This is a genomic window from Sphingomonas sp., assembly GCF_019746015.1.
GTDB lineage: Bacteria > Pseudomonadota > Alphaproteobacteria > Sphingomonadales > Sphingomonadaceae > Sphingomonas.
Genome location: NZ_JAIESM010000077.1, coordinates 30,051 through 47,084 on the forward strand (window position 1 = coordinate 30,051; position 17,034 = coordinate 47,084).

Below are 17,034 nucleotides of genomic sequence, written 5' to 3' on the forward strand. Positions count from 1 at the left end.
GGCCCGCCATGAAGCTGCTCCTTGTGCCCTGCACCGCGCTGCTGCTTGGCGGCTGTATCAGCCTAGCGGCCAAGGCGCCGCCCTCGCTGCTGACGCTGACCGCCGATCAGGCGCCCGCCGCCGGCGCCACGGTGACGGGCGCCAAGGCGCGCAGCATCACCGTGCTGGTGCCGGCGGTGCCCCAGGCGCTGGCGACCACGCGCGTGCCGGTGGCGACGGGCCCCGCCTCGATCGCCTATATCCGCCAGGCCTATTGGTCGGAGGCGCCCGCGCGCCTGTTTGGGCGGCTGATGAGCGACACCATCGCCGCACGCACTGGCCGGCTGGTGCTCTCCAACGCCGAAAGCTTCGGCGATCCGGGTGCCAAATTGTCGGGCGAGCTGCGGTCCTTCGGCGTGGAAAGCGCGGGCAATCGCGCGGTCGTCATCTATGACGCCGCGCTGATGCGCGACGGCGTCAAGACATGGGAAAAACGCCGGTTCGAGGCGCGCGTGCCACTCAACGACGCGATCGCGCCGGTTAGCGCGGCCACAGCGCTGAACCGCGCCGCCAATCAAGTGGCAGGCGAGGTCGCCGCCTGGGTGGGGCAATAACCTAAACCGCCATGCCGGCGGCCCAGCCGCTCGCCCAGGCCCATTGGAAGTTGTAGCCGCCCAGCCAGCCGGTTACGTCCACCGCCTCGCCAATCGCATGGAGCCCGGGCAGGTGGCGCGCGGCCATGGTCTGGGACGACAGCCCGGCGGTGGCGATGCCGCCCGCGGTAACCTCGGCCTTGGCATAGCCCTCGGTCCCGCTCGGCATGAATGCCCATGCCGCCAGCCGCTCGCCAGCCTGCGACAGCGCGCGGTCGGGCAGACTGCCAAGCTCGCCCGCCAGCGCCAGCCGGTCCGCCAGCGCCTCGGCCAGCCGCGACGGCAGCTGCTCGGCCAGCACCGTCTTCAGCGTCGCGCGCGGGCGGGCGCGTTTGGCCTGTGTCAGCCAGTCGTGCGGGCAATCGGGCACGAAATCGACCCAGAGCGGTTCGCGGTGCCGCCAATAGCTCGACGCCTGCAGGATCGCCGGGCCGGACAGGCCACGATGGGTGAACAGCGCCGCTTCCCGAAACGCCGCCTTGCCCGCGCGCGCCACGACCGGGGTCGCCACGCCCGACAGGGCCTGGAACAGCGCCTCCGCCGGCGGCAGGGTGAGCGGCACCAGCGCCGGGCGGGGCTCCACCAGCTTCAGGCCGAACTGGCGGGCAAGGCCATAGGCAAAGTCGCTGGCGCCTAGCTTGGGGATGGAGGGGCCGCCCGTGGCGATAACCAGCGCCGGCGCGACCGAGACATGCGCGCCGTGCGCCACGCGGAAGGCGCCATCGGCATGCTCGACCGCGCGCACCGGCGCCCCGAACGCAAAGCTTGCCGCTGCGGCTTCCGCCATCAGCATCGCGACGATCTGCTTGGCGGAACCATCGCAGAACAGCTGGCCCAGCGTCTTTTCGTGCCAGGCGATGCCATGGCCGTTGACCAGCGCGAGGAAATCAGCGGGCGTGTAGCGGCTGAGCGCCGACTTGGCGAAATGCGGGTTGGCGGACAGAAACCGGTCGGGCGCGGTGCCCAGATTGGTGAAATTGCACCGCCCGCCGCCCGAGATCAGGATCTTGCGGCCCGGCTCCGCATTATGGTCGATCACCAGCACGCGGCGCCCGCGCTGGCTGGCAACGCGTGCGGCCATCAGCCCGGCAGCGCCCGCCCCCAGGATGATCGCGTCAAAGCGGGTCGGGCGTGGCGTCAACCGCTGGTGCCGGTCAGATCGGGCGCCCGCCCCACCACATACGCTGCATCTCGCGCACGCCGTCGATCCATTGGTGCTTCAGCGCGCCGGCAATGTGCAGCCCGGTCAGCGCATAGACCAGATAGCCGATCAGCTCATGCGCCTCGCCAAAGGCGTCGTGCACGGCCTTTTTCGTGGCCGGATCGAGCGCCATGATGAACGACAGGCGCGGCCATTCGAACAGGCCGAACCAGAAATTGGGGTTCTGCGCCGCACGGTCCCATGCCGAGTCCATCACCCAGCCGGTAATGGGCATCGCGAAAATGATCGCATAAAGCGACCAATGGGTGATGTGCGACAGCGTCCGCTCCCACGGGCGATAGCCTCCCGGAAGCGGCGGCGGCGGATTGCCCAGCCGCCACAGCAGCCGCAGCACGGCAAGCCCCAGCACGGTGATGCCGATCGACTTGTGCGCATTGATCAGCGGCCGCACCTGTTCATCGGCGACATTGGGCCAGATCAGCGCAAGCGCGACATTGGCGATCACCGCCACCGCCACCAGCCAGTGGAGCGTGATGGCAATAGTCGTATAGCGGCGTTCCATGCTTTTCCTCCGCCGAAATCCACCCCGTGCACTGGCAGGGCAACGCGGCAATCCCTAGTTTAGCGAGCAGACGCGCTGCAGCAATCCAGGATTGGCCTTTTTCCGCGATGACTTTCATGCACAGGTCGCTCATCGCGGAATCGCCGCGCTTCACGCCCCGCCCGGTGCCGCTGCGCGCTTATGCGATTGCGGGGGCTGGCGTGCTGCTGTTTGCGCTGACGCTGGTGCAGCTCGCCCTGCGGTCCGATCTATGGGGCTGGTCGGTGGGGCTGGCCTATATCCTGTACGATACGGTGCTGCTGGCGTTCACGGCATGGCACATCCGGGGGCTGGGCAACGCACCCGCACCAGCGGCCGACGCCACAGTCGCGCGGCCGACGCTGGGCGTCATCATCGCCGCGCATAACGAGGCGGGCGTGCTGGAAACCACGATCGCGCACCTGATGGCGCAGGAGGGGCCGCCCGAACAGATTCTGATCGCGGACGATGGCTCCACCGATGCTACGGCCGACATGCTGGCGCGCGCCTATGGCCTGATTACGCCGGACATGGGCCAGTTGAGCGCGCCCGCATCCGGCCTTCCGGTGCTGCGCTGGCTGCGCCTGCCCCATGGCGGCAAGGCACGCGCGCTGAACGCCGCGATCCAGTGCGCGGAGACTGATCTGGTGCTGACGGTCGATGCCGACACCCTGCTCGATCCGGGCGCGCTGACGGCGATGCGCGCGGCCTTTGCCGCCGAGCCCGAACTGGTCGCCGCCACCGGCGTGCTGGTGCCGATCTGCGGACCGGGTGCCAAGGGGCGCTTCTTCGAATGGTTCCAGCGATACGAATATGTCCGCAACTTCCTGTCGCGCCATGCCTGGATGCAGGTGCGCAGCTTGTTGCTCGTCTCGGGCGCGTTCGGCGCCTATCGGCTGAGCGCGCTGCTGAAGGTCGGCGGGTTCGACCCCGGTTGTCTGGTCGAGGATTATGAGCTGATCCACCGGCTCCACCGCCATGCCGCCGACCGCGGGCTCGACTGGCGCGTGCGGGTGGTGGGCGGCGCCACCGCACGCACCGATGCGCCGGCGTCGTTCCTGGGGTTCCTGAAGCAACGGCGGCGCTGGTTCGGCGGCTATCTGCAGACGCAATATTGGAACCGCGACATGATCGGCAATGCGCGCTTCGGCACGCTGGGCACCGCGCATATGCCGGTCAAGACGCTTGACACGCTGCAGCCTGTCTATGGCATCACGGCCTTTGCCATCCTGATCTGGCTGCTGGCGACGGGGCGGCTGTTCACCGCCGGCGCGATTGTCGGCGTGATGCTGGCAAAGGTCGTGCTCGATCTCTCATTCCATCTGTGGTCGCTGCACCTCTATCGCCGCTGGACCGGCCACGGCACCGGGCTCAGCACGCGCTGGGCGCTGCTTGCCTCCATCCTGGAGCCGTTCAGTTTCCAGCTGCTGCGCCATGCCGGCGCAATCTGGGGCTGGCATGCCTTCCTGACCGGGCGCGAAACCTGGGGGCGGCAGCACCGCACGGCCATCGGCGCTGGCCGTTAGGGCTGGTGTCAGCTTGGCTGAAACGGTTACCGCACCGGCCCACTCCCCCACCCGGCCACCCATCAGGATACGCCCGTGGGAGGCCGGGTGGGGGAGCGGGCCGGCGCCGCTTCTACGCTGCAAAAAACCGATCAGCCCCCCAGCACCCGCGCCAGCAGTGGCGTAAGCTTGGCGATCAGCGCCGGGTCGCGGTGGTCGGGTGCGGTGATCAGCGCGGCGTCGAGCACCGTGTCGAGCGGCGAGGGCGTACGCTCCGGTGGAAGCGCGGCGAGAAAATGCGCCACGCTGCGCCGGGCGAGATCGCCATTGGCGTGCATCTGGCGAATCACCTCGCTGACCTCGACATGCGCCTCGCTCTCGCGCCAGCAATCATAATCGGTCACCATGCCGATCAGCGCATAGGGCAGCTCCGCCTCGCGGGCCAGGCGCGCCTCGGGCATCGCGGTCATGCCGATCACGTCGGCGCCCCATTGGCGGTAGAGCAGGCTTTCGGCGCGGCTGGAAAATTGCGGTCCCTCCATCGCCAGATAGGTGGCCCCCTCGCTCAGCTTGCCGCCCGCCCGGGCAACGGCGGCGGCAGCAAAGCCCGACAGGCGCGGGCAGACGGGCTCAGCCATCGAGACATGCGCAACGAGGCCGCGCCCGAAGAAGCTGGGGTTGCGCTGGGTGGTGCGGTCGATGAACTGCTCGACGATCACGAAGCGGCCCGGCTCCAGCTCTTCCTGCAGGCTGCCGATCGACGAAATGGCGAGTACGTCGGTGACGCCGGCGGCCTTCAGCGCATAGATGTTGGCGCGGGCGTTCAGCTCGCTGGGCGGGATGACATGGCCACGGCCGTGGCGCGGCAGGAACACGATGTTGACCGCGCCGACCCGCCCGAACAGCAGCTGGTCGGACGGCGCGCCAAAGGGCGTGTCGACTGCGCGCCACTCGGCCTCCTCCAGTCCGTCGATCGCATAGAGCCCTGATCCGCCAATGATGCCGATGGTCCAGCCGCCCATGCCCCTATCCCCCGCTGTTGAAGCGACGCCCATGCCGATGCGCGCGCGATTGGGCAATGGTCTCGTGCGACCAGCGCCCTGTTTGATCGGCCGGGCGGCGTGGACGGGTACGAAATGAACGGCTAAACCCCCGGCCATCAACTTGGGGGAGTTTTCAATGCGCCTGATTGCCGCTGTTTCGTTGATTGTTGCCGTGCCGGTCGCCGCGCACGCGTCGGAACCGCTGACCGGCCAGTGGCTGACCGAAAATGGCCGCGCTGTCGTGCGCATCGCCAAATGCGGTCAGGGGATGTGCGGCCGGATCGTCAAGATCCTGAAGCCGCGCCCGGGCAGCACCGGCCTTGACGAACGCAACCCCGACCCTGCGCTGAAGGGCCGCAAGATCGAGGGGCTGACCATTCTGCCCAATCTGAAGGACTCGGGCAGCGACTGGCAGGGCCGCATCTACAGCCCCGAAGATGGCCGCGATTACGCCGCCTATGTCCAGCGCCTGCCCGACGGCACGCTGCAGGTGAAGGGGTGCCTGGCAGCGGTGCTGTGCCGCACCCAGATCTGGCAGCCGCGGCGCTGATACGCTCTGAGCGGGCTGGTGCCGCCTAAAGCTCTACCGCCCGATCTGGCGCTCCAGCCAGCGGGCGGCGGCTTCGGGGCTGGCCTTGTTGCGGTCGCGGTCGACCATGTAATTGGCCTCGCGCATCGTCGCGACCGGAATGGCGTCGATCAGGGGCTTGAGCGCGCCGACAAAGGCCGCATCGCCGGCGTGGCGGCGCCCGATCAGCAGCACCGCATCATAGCCGGGGATCGCCCCCTTGGGGTCCGCAAGCACCGTCAGCTTCTGCGCCGCGATCCGGCCATCGGATGAGAACGCCGTAATCACGTCGGCCTCGCCGCTGGCGATGGCGCGGTACATGAAGGTGGGCGAATAGGCCTGTGTCGCCTTGAACCCCAGCGGATAGGCGCGCTTCACCGCTGCCCATTCGGGCCGCTCCAGAAACTCCAGATCGGTGCCCATTTTCAGCGCCGCGGCCTGATCGGTCAGATCGTCAAGCGTGCGGATGCCGCGCCGCGCCGCATCATCGCCGCGCATCGCAAAGGCATAGGCATTTTCAAACCCCAGCGCGCCGACCAGCCTGATGCCGTGCTGCCGCCCGGCCCAGTCCGCGACGGCGCGCACCATCGCGGGGCGGGGCAGTACGTCCTGCCGCTTCATCTCGTTGGTGAACAACGTGCCCGAATAATCGACATAGACATCGACATCGCCCGCCTTCAACGCGCCGAACACCACCGCCGAACCCAGCCCCTCGCGATAGGTGACGCGGTAGCCGGCCGCCTCCAGCCGGTGGCCGATCAGCCGGGCCAGGATATATTGCTCGCCAAAGCCCTTCGCGCCCACCACCACCGCCGGCGCGCGCGTGCCCAGCATCGGCGACAGCGCGGCCAGGATGCCGGCGGCAAGGGCGGCAAGTGCCACGCCGGCCCGCACGCGCTGGCGCGTGGCGATGCCATGTTCCACCTGCCCCAGCAGCGCATCCACCGCCAGCGCCAGCGCGGCGGCACTGACGCAGCCGGCCAGCACCAGCGCCCAGTTCTGCGTCTGCAGGCCGGCAAAGATCATGTCGCCCAGCGACGGCTGGCCGACTGTCGTGGACAGTGTCGCAGCGCCTATCGTCCACACAGCCGCGGTACGGATGCCCGCCATCAGCACCGGCGAGACCAACGGCGCCTCGACCAGCCGCAGCTTTTGCCAGCCGGTCATGCCGACGCCGTCGGCCGCCTCGATCACGGCGGGGTCGAGCGTGGCGAGCCCGGTCACGCCGTTGCGCAGGATCGGCAGGATCGCATAGAGCGTCAGCGCCAGCATCGACGGCAGAAAACCGAGCGCCGGAATGCCGCCCCCCACCAGCGCCGAGAGGCTGAGCAGCAGCGGATAGAACAAAGCCAGCAGCGCAAGGCTGGGGATGGTCTGAACCAGGCTCGCAAAGCCCAGCGCCGCGCGGGCGACGAACGGCCGCCGCGCCGACCAGATCGCCAGCGGCAGGCTGATCGCCAGCCCCAGCGCCAGCGCCGATGCCGCCAGCAGCAGATGCGCGGCGAGCAGGTCCGGCACGCGGCGCATGGCTTCCAGAAACGGGCTCATGGCCGCTTGTCCAATGCGGCCAGCCGGCGGGCCTGCTCGCGCGGCACGGCGACCAGCGCGGCGGCCTCCGCGCTCCCCTCGCCCGCCAGCAGCGCTGCCGGTGGCAAATCGGTCACCACCTGTCCCGCGCTCATCACCAGCACCCGGTCGGCGAGCAGCAGCGCCTCGGCCATGTCGTGCGTCACCATGATCGTGGTCAGGCCCAGCCGGTCGTGCAGCGCGCGCAGCGACGTGCCCAGCGAATCGCGGGTTACGGGGTCGAGCGCGCCGAACGGCTCATCCATCAGCAGCAGCCCCGGCTCGGTCGCCAGCGCGCGCGCCACCCCCACGCGCTGGCGCTGCCCGCCCGACAGCGCATCGGGCAGCCGGGCGGCAAAATCGCGCGGCAGCTCGACCAGATCGAGCAATTCGGCCACCCGCGCACCATGGTCCTTCAGGCCCATCAGCCGACGGCCGATGGCGATGTTTTCCGCCACCGTCATGTGCGGGAAAAGCCCCGTGTTCTGAAAGATATAGCCGATCCGCCGGCGCAGCAGGTGCGGTTTTTCTTCGGCCACGTCGGCGCCGTTGACCAGCACTGTGCCCGCGCTCGGCTCGATCAGCCGGTTGATCGTCTTCAGCAGCGTCGACTTGCCCGAGCCCGAGCCGCCGACCAGCGCCACCAGACTGCCCGGCGCGATGGTGAGCGTGACGCCGGCAACCGCCGTGACACCGCCCGGATAATGCTTGGCGACGCTAGCAAAGCTCACCGAGGGTCCATGGGAAGGGCCGCGCGCCATCGCCAGAGTGATGGGCGATCAGCGCGCCAAGGTCAAACCGCCGGCGCCACGCCCGCCAAAGCGCTTGCGTCCGCGCCCGCGCCGGCCCCAATAGGCGGGGAGCGGACAACAGGGGCGTGGCATGAAGCGGATTTTCATTACCGGCGGCGGATCGGGCATCGGCGCGGCGACGGCACGGCTGTTTGCCGAGCGCGGCTGGCAGGTGGGGCTGGCGGACATCAATGCCACAGCCCTTGCGCAGACGGCGGCATCGCTGCCGGCCGGGCGCGCGAGCACCCATGTGATGGACGTGCGCGACCGCGACCAGTGGCAGGCAGCGCTGGCCGATTTCGCCGGCCCGGATGGCGGCATCGACGTGCTGATGAACAATGCCGGCATCGCGGTGGGCGGCCCGCTGATCGTCAATAGCTGGGACGAGATCGACCGGGTGGTGGCGATCAACCTGATGGGCGTGGTGAACGGGGCAAAGATCGGCCACCGCCACCTGAAGGCGGCCGGTGGCTGTCTGCTCAACACGGCATCGGCCGCCGGCATCTATGGCGGCCCGGGCATCGGCATCTATGCCGCGACCAAATTCGCGGTGCGCGGCCTGACCGAATCGCTCGATATCGAATGGGCGGCAGATGGGATTCGCGTCCGCTCGCTGATGCCCAGCTTCATCGAAACGCCGCTGCTCGACGCGGGCGTGGCCGGCACCAACCACAATGTGCGCGAAACCGTGCGCGCCGGCGGGATGGAGATCACCCCCGTTGTCGACGCGGCCGAGGCGGCGTGGCGCGCGGTGCATGGCGATGCGGTCCACACCGTGGTCGGCAAGACCGCGCGGCGCATGGCCTTTGCCGCGCGCTGGATGCCCGGGGGCCTGCGCAAGCAGCTGCGGCGCCGGGCGATGCGCTGAGCGGGCCGGCTATTCCGCCAGCGCGTCGATCGCCTGTGCCAGCTCGATGTCGCGGGCGGAAAGGCCGCCGGCATCGTGGGTGGTCAGCAGGATTTCCACCCGGTTCCACACGTTGAACCATTCGGGGTGGTGGTCGGCCTTTTCGGCGAGCAGCGCGACCTGCGTCATGAAGCCGAACGCCTCGACGAAATCAGCAAAGTTGAAGGTGCGGCGGATACCGTCGCGCTCCTCGTCAAAATCCCAGTCGGGCAGGCCATCCAGCGCTTCGGCGCGTTCGGTTTCGTTCAGCGGCTCGATCATCCGGCTCCCCTTGCGACATTGTTGCTCCAACGCCTATCACCATCGCATGTACGGGCAAGCGCCATCCCTGGAAGCGATCGAAGGTCTTGCCCGCGCCACGCTCGACCGGCTGCCCGGGCCCTTCGCGCAGCATCTGGAGGGCGTGGTGCTGATCGTCGAGGAATTTGCCGATGACGAAACGCTCGATCAGATGGGCATCGACGATCCGTTCGATCTGACCGGGCTCTATGTCGGGCGGCCGGTGGGGGAAAAGGCGCTGGCCTCGGGCGACCTGCCCGACCGCATCCATCTTTATCGCCGCGCGATCCTGGACGAATGGAGCGCAACCGGGGTGCGGCTGGACGCGCTGGTCGCGCATATTGTCATCCACGAGGTGGGCCATCATTTCGGCCTGTCGGATGCAGACATGCACGCGCTGGAAGCGGCGGCGTGAGCCTGATCGCGTTTGACGGCGTCACCGGCGCGCGCGGCGGCCGCACCTTGTTCGAAAATCTGAGCTTCTCGCTTGGCGCGGGCGACGCGCTGCTGGTGAGCGGGCCGAACGGCACCGGCAAGTCCAGCCTGTTGCGGATCGCCGCCGGGCTGCTCTCTCCCGCTGCCGGCCGCGTGGTCGGCACGGCCCCGCGCGGCTGGCTGGGCGAGCTGCACGCGCTCGATGGCGACCGCACGCTGGCCCAGGCACTCGGTTTCTGGGCAACGCTCGACGGCGTGCGCGGCGCGGTGGCACAGGCGCTGGAAGCGGCGGGGCTGGCCGCACTCGCCCAGGTGCCGGTGCGGCTGCTGTCGACCGGGCAACGGCGGCGCGCGGCGATGGTGCCGCTGCTGGCGGCGCGGCAACCCGTCTGGCTGCTCGACGAGCCGGCAAGCGGGCTCGATCAGGCGGCAACCGCGCGGCTGGAAGCACTGATGGCGGCGCACCGGGCGGCGGGCGGCGCGATCCTGCTCGCCACCCACCAGCCGCTTGCCCTGCCCGGCATGGCGGAGGTGCGGCTGGGATGACCGCGCTGCTGCTGCGCGATCTGCGCCGGGCGATTGCGGGAGGCAGCGCGGTGCTGCCCATCGCCTTTTTCCTGCTGGTGGCGGTGCTGTTCCCGTTCGGCATCGGACCGGATCGTGCCCTGCTCGCCCGCGCCGGCGCCGGGGTGATCTGGGCCGCCGCGCTGCTCGCCGCGCTGCTGCCGGTGGAGCGGCTGGCGACGCCCGATGTGGAGGCGGGCGTGCTCGATCAGCTCGCCGTGCGCGGCATTTCGCTGACGCTGGTCGGCGCGGCCAAGCTCGCGGCGCACTGGCTGAGCTTCGGCCCGCCGATGATGCTGGCGGCGCTGCTGGCCGGCGGGCTGTTCGGCATGGGCGCGGCGGAGCTGGGCATAGTCGAGCTGGCGCTGCTCATCGGCACGCCGGGGCTGGCGGCGCTGGCGGTGGCGACATCGGCGCTGGTGGCGGGCATGCGGGGCAGCGGCGCGGTCGCCGGGCTGGTGATGCTGCCGCTCGGGGTGCCGCTGGTGATCTTCGGGGCAGGCGCCAGTTCGGGCGGGCCGGGCGCGCTCAAACTGCTGGGCGCGGTCACGCTGCTGCTGCTTGCCGGCGCGCCGCTGCTTTGGGCGGCGGCCATCCGGGCGGGGCGCGACTGATCAGGCGGCCGGCGCCACGGTCAGCCCTCAGCCCCGCGTGACCAGCGCGCCCAGATAGCGGTCGGCAGCAACAGCCCGCGCGCTTCCTCGCGCACAGCCAGTTCGCCCGCTTCCACCACGCCACCCAGATCGCCCAGCGCCTGGCGCAGCAATTCCTCCAGCGCCAGCGCCGACATCCGCACCGCATAGACAGTGAGGAACAGGAAGCGCGACTCGCGGTCGAGCAGGCGCCGGCAGTCGGCGATCAGGCCGGGCAGCCCCTCCTCCAGCTTCCACACTTCCCCTTCCGGCCCGCGACCATATTTGGGCGGGTCGAGCAGGATACCGTCATAACGCCGGCCGCGCCGCACCTCGCGCGCGACGAATTTGGTCGCATCGTCGACGATCCAGCGCACCGGCGCATCGGCAAGGCCACTGAGCGCCGCATTACCGCGCGCCGCCTCCACCGACTTTTTCGAGGCATCGACATGCACCATCTGCGCGCCCCTGGCGGCCAGCGCCAGCGTGCCGACGCCGGTATAGCCGAACAGGTTGAGGCAGCTGGGTGCCGGCGCATCGCCCAGCTGCCCGCGCATCCAGCCCCATATCGGCGCCATGTCGGGGAAGAAGCCCAGATGCCGAAAGGGCGTGGTCTGGGCGGTGAAGCGCGCCTCGTGCCAGCTAAGCGGCCACCCCTCGCGCGGGACCGGGGTGGCGAACTGCCAGCGGCCCCCGCCATCCTCGTCCGCGCCGGGCACGAATTCGCCATCGGCGCGCCAGTCGGCCGAGGCCGGCGCCCACAGCGCCTGCGGCTCGGGCCGGATGAAGCGGAAGCGGCCATAGCGTTCCAGCTTGCGGCCATGCCCGCAATCGACCAGGCCATAATCCGCCCAGGGTTCGGCGATCAGCGTCTGCAGCGTCATGCGGCGCGCGCCCGCGCGGCAATATAATCAGTGACGGCAGACAGCGTCGCCGGGAGCGTGGCGCATCGCTCTTCGCGCGCGAACAGGTCGCCCAGCCGCGCCGGCAGCGGCGGACGCCGCCCGGTCGCCCGCTCCACCGCATCGCGGAACTTGGCCGGGTGCGCGGTGGCCAGCGTCACGATCGGCGCATCGATGCCAGCGGCGCCCCGTGCGGCGGCCAGGCCAATGGCGGTGTGCGGGTCGATCAGCATGCCGGCCTCGTCCCAGGCCCAGCGCATCGCTTGCGCCATTACCGCGCCGTCGATCCGCGCGCTGGCGAAGAGGGCCGCGCGCGCGCGCTGCGCGGGCGACAGCGCCAATCGCCGATCACGATCAAAACTTGCCATCTGCGCTGCCGTCGCCGCCCCGTCGCGGTCGTTCAGGTCGAACAGCAGCCGCTCGAAATTGCTGGAAACCTGAATATCCATCGACGGCGCCTGCGTCGGCACCACCTCACCGGCGGCATAGTGGCCGGTGGCAAAGGCGCGGTGCAGAATGTCATTCTCGTTGGTGGCAACGATCAGCCGCGCGACCGGCAGCCCCATCTGCGCGGCGACATAGCCGGCATAGACATCGCCGAAATTGCCCGTCGGCACCGAAAAGGCAATCGGCCGCGCCGGGGCGCCCAGCCGGACGGCGGCATAGAAATAATAGACGATCTGCGCCGCCAGCCGCGCCCAGTTGATCGAATTGACCGCCGACAGCGCGAAGCGGTCGGCAAAACCGGGCGCCGCGAACATCGCCTTCACCAGCGCCTGCGCATCGTCGAAGCTGCCCTCGATCGCGATGTTGTGAACGTTGGGCGATAGGACCGTCGTCATCTGGCGGCGCTGCACGTCGGAAATGCGCCCGCGCGGATGGAGCATGAAGATGTCGACGCCAGCGCGCCCGGCAAGCGCCGCGATTGCCGCCGAACCGGTATCCCCGGAGGTGGCACCGATCACCGTCAGCGCGCGCGCGTCATCGGCCAGGAAGCGCTCAAACAACAGGCCCAGCAGCTGCAGCGCGACATCCTTGAAGGCAAGCGTTGGCCCGTGGAAAAGCTCGAGCAGCCAGTGCTGCGCGTCGAGCTGAACGAGCGGCGCGACGGCGGCATGGGCAAAGCCGCCATAGGCCTGCCCGCACAACTGCCGAAGCTCGGCGGGCGCCAGGGCATCACCGACAAAAGGCGCCAGTACCCTGGCCGCCGTCTCCGCATAGGACAGCCCGGCCAGTCCGGCGATGTCGTCGGCCGAGAAGCGCGGCCACTGCGCGGGCACATAGAGCCCGCCATCGCTGGCGAGACCGGCAAGCGTCGCCGCGCGGAAATCCAGCACAGGCGCGGTTCCCCGGGTGCTGAGATAGTGCATCGCGGGGTCGATCACGCGCCGGGCGGCGGTTCGGCCCGCCCCGCCAGCCGCTGCCGCAGCGCCAGCGCATAGATCACCCCCGCTGCACTGGCGAAGAAGAACCACTGGATGGCATAGACCAGATGGTTGTTGGGGATGGATTGCGGATCGGGTGTCGCACTTGCCGCCAGCCCCGGCGCGGGCGCGGCGGCGACGATCATCAGCGTCTTCGGCGCCGGCGCCAGCAGCCCCGCGATCCAGCTGGCATGGCCGGGCGCGGGAACGATGATGCCGCTCACTGCGCCACCCTTCCACGCCGGGTTGGCGCGCGGGTTGGGGCTGGTGCCCATGTCGGCCATGAAACCCGGCCCTTCCGCCCCGGTGCGGCAGCGCGCCAGATAGCGCCAGCCGGCCTTGCCCGCGCCCTCAACCCGCCAGCCGGTGACGGACAGGCAGAAGGCGGTCGTATGCCGGAACAGCAGCGCCTGATCGGTGGGGATATTGGGAAAGGCAACCGGCGGCAGCGCACGATTGGCGGCATAGCGCGCGATCAGCGCTTCCTTCTCGCCCTTGCGCTGCAATTGCCAGATGCCGAGCGCCACCATCGTTGCGACGGCGGCGACAACGAGCAATGTCGCGAATACCGGCACCCGCCGGGGGCGGGCCGGCGGGGGCGGCACGCCGGCATTCTCCCCGCCGGTCATGCCGGTCAGCCGTGGACCGTCGCGCCCCAGCCGCCCCAGACATAGATGGAGACGAACAGGAACAGCCACACCACGTCGACAAAGTGCCAGTACCAGGCGGCGGCTTCGAAGCCGAAATGCTGGCGGGGGGTGAAGTGGCCGGCATAGACGCGCGCCAGGCACACGATCAGGAAGATCGTGCCAATGATGACGTGGAAGCCGTGGAAGCCGGTCGCCATGAAGAAGGCCGCGCCATAATTGATGCCCGCAAAGGGGAACGGCGCTTCCATATACTCATAGGCCTGAATCGAGCTGAACAGCAGGCCGAGCAGGATGGTGATCCACAGGCCGCGCTTGGTGCCCTCGCGGTCGCCATGGATCAGCGCGTGGTGCGCCCAGGTGACCGTGGTGCCCGACAGCAGCAGGATGACGGTGTTGAGCAGCGGGAAGCCGAAGGCGTTGATCACCTCCAGCCCCTTGGGCGGCCAGGTGCCGTAAATCTGCGTCACCGTCTCGGGCAGGCGGGTGACTTCCTTCGCGACATATTCAACCGGCGCGGGGAACAGCGAGAAGTCGAAATAGGCCCAGAACCAGCCGAGGAAGAACATCACTTCCGATGCGATGAACAGGATCATGCCATAGCGCAGGTGCAGCTGCACCACGGGGGTATGGTCACCCTTGTGCGCTTCGCGGATCACATCGCCCCACCACAGGAACATGGTGGCGAGCACGCCCATCAGGCCGACGCCAAACAGCTGGCCGCCCCAGGCCGCCTTGTGCATCCACATGATGCCGCCGGTTGCCATGATGCCAGCCGAAACAGCGCCAACCAGCGGCCAGATGCTGGGCGGAAGAATGTGAAAATCGTGCGTTTTGGCCCCTGCCATTGTCTTTCCTCAACTCGCTTTACAGGTCTGCTCTACCCTTGGCCGGCGCCGGAATCCACCGGATAAAAGGTATAGCTCAAGGTGATGGTCTGCACGTCGGCGGCGTCCGCATCCTTCAGCATGGCCGGGTCGACGAAGAAGATGACGGGCATGCGCACCGTCTCATGCGGCTTCAGCGTCTGCTGGCTGAAGCAGAAGCACTGGATCTTGCTGAAATAGCGCCCCGCCTGATCGGGGGTGACGTTGAACGCGGCGGTGCCGGTGATCGTCTTGTCGCTGGTGTTGGTCGCGGTGAAGATGGCGAGGTTGCGCGCGCCCAGCCGCACCGTCTGCGACCGGTTCTCTGGCTGGAACCGCCAGGGCAGGCCGGCGCTGACATTGCTGTCGAAATCGACGCGCACCGTGGCGTTGACGGCGCCCGGCGCGCGCAGGGCACGCTGGGTGGTGCCGTTCAGCCCGGTCGCCTCGCAGAACATGCGGTAGAGCGGGACGCTCGCATAGCCGAGCCCGGTCATCCCGCACACGCCGAGGGCGGCAATCAGGGCGGTCCGCGCGTTGCGGTTCATCCCGCCACCCCGGCGCGGATCTTGGCAATCGCGATCAGGAAGACCAGAATCACGAACGCGCCCAGCACCAGCCCCATCACGCGGGCGCGGCTGCGCTGGCGGGCGCGGATCATCTCTTCCTCGGCCGGCGTCATCAGGCGAGCACCAGCCGGTCGACCGCGACCGCGCCGAACAGGATGAAGAGATAGACGATCGAAAAGGCAAACAGCCGCTTTTCCGGGCGCATCGTGTCGGTCGCCTGCCGCTGGCGGAAGGTGACGCGCACCGCCAGATAGGCGAAATAGAGCGTCGCCAGCCCCGCCACCGCGCCATAGATCAGCCCGGTCAGCCCCAGCGCCCAGGGCAGCACGGCAGCCGCCGCCATCGGCACGGTGTAAAGGCCGATCTGGCGCCGTGTCGCGCGCTCACCCGCCACCACCGGCAGCATCGGCACGCCAGCGGCGGCATAATCGGTTTCGACGAACAGCGCGAGCGCCCAGAAATGCGGCGGCGTCCACAGGAAGACGAGCGCGAACAGCAGCACCGGCAGCAGCGCGACCTGGCCGGTTGCCGCCGCCCAGCCGATCAGCGGCGGAAACGCGCCGGCGGCCCCGCCGATCACGATATTCTGCGGCGTGCGGCGCTTCAGCCACACAGTATAGACCAGCACGTAGAACAGGATCGACACCGCCAGGATCGCGGCCGCGAGCCAGTTGACCGCCACCCCCATCAGCAGCACGGAGAAAGCAGACAGGCCGACGCCGAAATGCAGCGCCGACTCGCGCTCCATCCGCCCCGCCGGCAGCGGGCGACCGCGCGTGCGCTTCATCACCGCGTCGATATCCGCCTCATACCACTGGTTGAGAGCACCGGCGGCCCCTGCCCCCAGCGCGATGCACAGGATCGCGGTGAAGCCCAGCACCGGGTCGATCGCGGTGGGTGCCGCCAGCATGCCGGCCAGCCCGGTGAAGACGACGAGCGTCATCACGCGCGGCTTGGTGAGCGCGACGAAATCGCGCCAGTCTGCGGGCAGCCCCTGGGCCAGGGTAAGCGTGGTCATAGTCAGTCTTTGCCAATCGCAAGCCGCCCGGAAGCGGCAGGCCCCTTTCCCGATCACCGGCCGGGAAAGGGGCCATGGGCCTTAATGGTGCGGCGTATCCTCGATCACCGGCAGCGTTTCGAACTGGTGGAACGGCGGCGGGCTCGACAGCGTCCATTCCAGCGTCGTCGCGCCTTCGCCCCACGGATTGCCCGGCGCCTTGCGGCCGGCAACCAGCGAGTAGAAGATGTTGACGAAGAAGAAGACCATGCCGACCAGCATCACGGCGTAACCATAAGACGCCCACTCATTGTAGGTGGTCAGGCCGTCGGCATAGTCGGGCATGCGGCGCGGCATGCCCTGCAGCCCCAGGAAGTGCATCGGGAAGAACAGCAGGTTCACGCCCGCGAAGAACACCCAGAAATGCAGCTGGCCCAGCACCTCGCTCAGCATCCGGCCCGACATTTTCGGGAACCAGTAGGTGAAGCCCGCGAACAGCGCGAACACCGCGCCCAGCGACAGCACATAGTGGAAGTGCGCGACCACGTAATAGGTGTCGTGCAGGGCATCGTCGATGCCGCCATTGGCCAGCACCACCCCGGTCACGCCGCCCACGGTGAACATGAAGATGAACCCGATCGCCCACATCATCGGCGTCTTAAAGCTGATCGAGCCGCCCCACATCGTGGCGATCCAGCTGAAGATCTTGATGCCGGTCGGCACCGCGATGATCATGGTGGCGGCGGTGAAGTAGAGCTTCACGTTTACACTCATACCGGTGGTGAACATGTGGTGCGCCCACACCACAAATCCAACAACGCCGATCAGCACCATGGCATAGGCCATGCCGAGATAGCCGAACACCGGCTTCTTCGAGAAGGTGGAGATGATCTGGCTGACGATGCCGAAGCCCGGCAGGATCATGATGTACACTTCGGGGTGGCCGAAGAACCAGAACAGGTGCT

Annotated in this window: 21 protein-coding genes; 7 read left to right on the forward strand and 14 right to left on the reverse strand. The window is 68.7% G+C overall.

Annotated elements, in window-relative coordinates; translation table 11 throughout:
* Nucleotides 1-8 precede the first annotated feature (8 nt).
* Nucleotides 9-593 carry an ABC-type transport auxiliary lipoprotein family protein gene (locus K2Y03_RS11105; protein ID WP_294090758.1) on the forward strand — a complete coding sequence of 195 codons (585 nt, stop codon included), beginning with the start codon at nucleotides 9-11 and terminating at the stop codon, nucleotides 591-593.
* A gap of 1 nt (nucleotide 594) precedes the next feature.
* Here K2Y03_RS11105 and K2Y03_RS11110 read toward each other — a convergent pair whose 3' ends face one another.
* Both K2Y03_RS11110 and K2Y03_RS11115 read right to left on the reverse strand, forming a co-directional pair.
* Nucleotides 595-1,773 (reverse strand): aminoacetone oxidase family FAD-binding enzyme, encoded by a 1,179-nt coding sequence (locus tag K2Y03_RS11110; RefSeq protein WP_294090759.1) that lies wholly within the window; start codon nucleotides 1,771-1,773, stop codon nucleotides 595-597.
* A 13-nt stretch (nucleotides 1,774-1,786) separates the two neighbouring features.
* On the reverse strand, nucleotides 1,787-2,356 hold the full coding sequence (locus tag K2Y03_RS11115) for a cytochrome b (protein WP_294090760.1): 570 nt from the start codon (nucleotides 2,354-2,356) through the stop codon (nucleotides 1,787-1,789).
* 116 nt (nucleotides 2,357-2,472) lie between these two features.
* Here K2Y03_RS11115 and K2Y03_RS11120 point away from each other — a divergent pair, with 116 nt between their 5' ends.
* Nucleotides 2,473-3,900 carry a glycosyltransferase gene (locus tag K2Y03_RS11120; protein WP_294090761.1) on the forward strand — a complete coding sequence of 476 codons (1,428 nt, stop codon included), beginning with the start codon at nucleotides 2,473-2,475 and terminating at the stop codon, nucleotides 3,898-3,900.
* A 131-nt stretch (nucleotides 3,901-4,031) separates the two neighbouring features.
* Here K2Y03_RS11120 and mtnP read toward each other — a convergent pair whose 3' ends face one another.
* A complete protein-coding gene (gene mtnP / locus K2Y03_RS11125; RefSeq protein WP_294090762.1) occupies nucleotides 4,032-4,901 on the reverse strand; it encodes an S-methyl-5'-thioadenosine phosphorylase in 870 nt (289 codons plus the stop codon).
* Between the two features lie 157 nt (nucleotides 4,902-5,058).
* Here mtnP and K2Y03_RS11130 point away from each other — a divergent pair, with 157 nt between their 5' ends.
* Nucleotides 5,059-5,472 (forward strand): DUF2147 domain-containing protein, encoded by a 414-nt coding sequence (locus K2Y03_RS11130; RefSeq protein WP_294090763.1) that lies wholly within the window; start codon nucleotides 5,059-5,061, stop codon nucleotides 5,470-5,472.
* A 33-nt stretch (nucleotides 5,473-5,505) separates the two neighbouring features.
* Here K2Y03_RS11130 and K2Y03_RS11135 read toward each other — a convergent pair whose 3' ends face one another.
* Nucleotides 5,506-7,038 (reverse strand): ABC transporter permease/substrate-binding protein, encoded by a 1,533-nt coding sequence (locus tag K2Y03_RS11135; RefSeq protein ID WP_294090764.1) that lies wholly within the window; start codon nucleotides 7,036-7,038, stop codon nucleotides 5,506-5,508.
* Entirely contained in the window at nucleotides 7,035-7,817 is a 783-nt protein-coding gene (locus K2Y03_RS11140; protein ID WP_294090765.1) for an ATP-binding cassette domain-containing protein, read from the reverse strand. Before K2Y03_RS11140 ends, K2Y03_RS11135 begins: the two co-directional genes overlap by 4 nt.
* 121 nt (nucleotides 7,818-7,938) lie before the next feature.
* Between K2Y03_RS11140 and K2Y03_RS11145 the strand changes: the two genes are divergently transcribed.
* Entirely contained in the window at nucleotides 7,939-8,715 is a 777-nt protein-coding gene (locus tag K2Y03_RS11145) for an SDR family oxidoreductase (protein ID WP_294090766.1), read from the forward strand.
* A gap of 9 nt (nucleotides 8,716-8,724) precedes the next feature.
* Here K2Y03_RS11145 and K2Y03_RS11150 read toward each other — a convergent pair whose 3' ends face one another.
* Complete coding sequence (locus tag K2Y03_RS11150) at nucleotides 8,725-9,045, reverse strand: 4a-hydroxytetrahydrobiopterin dehydratase (RefSeq protein ID WP_294090768.1); 321 nt, start codon at nucleotides 9,043-9,045, stop codon at nucleotides 8,725-8,727.
* 16 nt (nucleotides 9,046-9,061) lie between these two features.
* On the opposite strand from K2Y03_RS11150, the gene K2Y03_RS11155 reads away from it, so the two are divergent.
* From K2Y03_RS11155 to K2Y03_RS11165, 3 genes are read left to right on the forward strand one after another with little or no spacing between them, the layout of a single operon-like run.
* The gene (locus K2Y03_RS11155) at nucleotides 9,062-9,448 is read left to right on the forward strand and encodes a metallopeptidase family protein (protein WP_294090769.1); all 387 of its coding nucleotides are present in this window, start codon (nucleotides 9,062-9,064) and stop codon (nucleotides 9,446-9,448) included.
* A complete protein-coding gene (ccmA, locus tag K2Y03_RS11160) occupies nucleotides 9,445-10,014 on the forward strand; it encodes a heme ABC exporter ATP-binding protein CcmA (protein WP_294090770.1) in 570 nt (189 codons plus the stop codon). Before K2Y03_RS11155 ends, ccmA begins: the two co-directional genes overlap by 4 nt.
* Nucleotides 10,011-10,646 (forward strand): heme exporter protein CcmB, encoded by a 636-nt coding sequence (locus K2Y03_RS11165; protein ID WP_294090771.1) that lies wholly within the window; start codon nucleotides 10,011-10,013, stop codon nucleotides 10,644-10,646. The genes ccmA and K2Y03_RS11165 overlap by 4 nt, the downstream gene beginning before the upstream one ends.
* 20 nt (nucleotides 10,647-10,666) lie before the next feature.
* Here K2Y03_RS11165 and K2Y03_RS11170 read toward each other — a convergent pair whose 3' ends face one another.
* From K2Y03_RS11170 to K2Y03_RS11205, 8 genes are all read right to left on the reverse strand, one after another.
* Nucleotides 10,667-11,548, reverse strand: a complete 882-nt coding sequence (locus K2Y03_RS11170; protein ID WP_294090773.1) for a class I SAM-dependent methyltransferase — start codon at nucleotides 11,546-11,548, stop codon at nucleotides 10,667-10,669.
* Nucleotides 11,545-12,936 carry a threonine synthase gene (thrC, locus tag K2Y03_RS11175; protein ID WP_294090774.1) on the reverse strand — a complete coding sequence of 464 codons (1,392 nt, stop codon included), beginning with the start codon at nucleotides 12,934-12,936 and terminating at the stop codon, nucleotides 11,545-11,547. Before thrC ends, K2Y03_RS11170 begins: the two co-directional genes overlap by 4 nt.
* Nucleotides 12,937-12,947: 11 nt before the next feature.
* A complete protein-coding gene (locus tag K2Y03_RS11180) occupies nucleotides 12,948-13,619 on the reverse strand; it encodes an SURF1 family protein (protein ID WP_294090775.1) in 672 nt (223 codons plus the stop codon).
* Nucleotides 13,620-13,624: 5 nt separating this feature from the next.
* On the reverse strand, nucleotides 13,625-14,485 hold the full coding sequence (locus K2Y03_RS11185) for a cytochrome c oxidase subunit 3 (protein ID WP_294090776.1): 861 nt from the start codon (nucleotides 14,483-14,485) through the stop codon (nucleotides 13,625-13,627).
* A gap of 32 nt (nucleotides 14,486-14,517) precedes the next feature.
* Nucleotides 14,518-15,051 carry a cytochrome c oxidase assembly protein gene (locus K2Y03_RS11190; RefSeq protein ID WP_294090777.1) on the reverse strand — a complete coding sequence of 178 codons (534 nt, stop codon included), beginning with the start codon at nucleotides 15,049-15,051 and terminating at the stop codon, nucleotides 14,518-14,520.
* Nucleotides 15,048-15,185: a hypothetical protein gene (locus K2Y03_RS11195; protein ID WP_294090778.1), complete on the reverse strand. Its 138-nt coding sequence runs from the start codon at nucleotides 15,183-15,185 to the stop codon at nucleotides 15,048-15,050. The genes K2Y03_RS11190 and K2Y03_RS11195 overlap by 4 nt, the downstream gene beginning before the upstream one ends.
* Nucleotides 15,185-16,090 (reverse strand): heme o synthase, encoded by a 906-nt coding sequence (locus K2Y03_RS11200; protein WP_294090779.1) that lies wholly within the window; start codon nucleotides 16,088-16,090, stop codon nucleotides 15,185-15,187. The genes K2Y03_RS11195 and K2Y03_RS11200 overlap by 1 nt, the downstream gene beginning before the upstream one ends.
* Nucleotides 16,091-16,171: 81 nt before the next feature.
* Nucleotides 16,172-17,034: cbb3-type cytochrome c oxidase subunit I (locus K2Y03_RS11205; RefSeq protein ID WP_294090780.1), on the reverse strand; the 863-nt coding region annotated here is incomplete at its 5' end.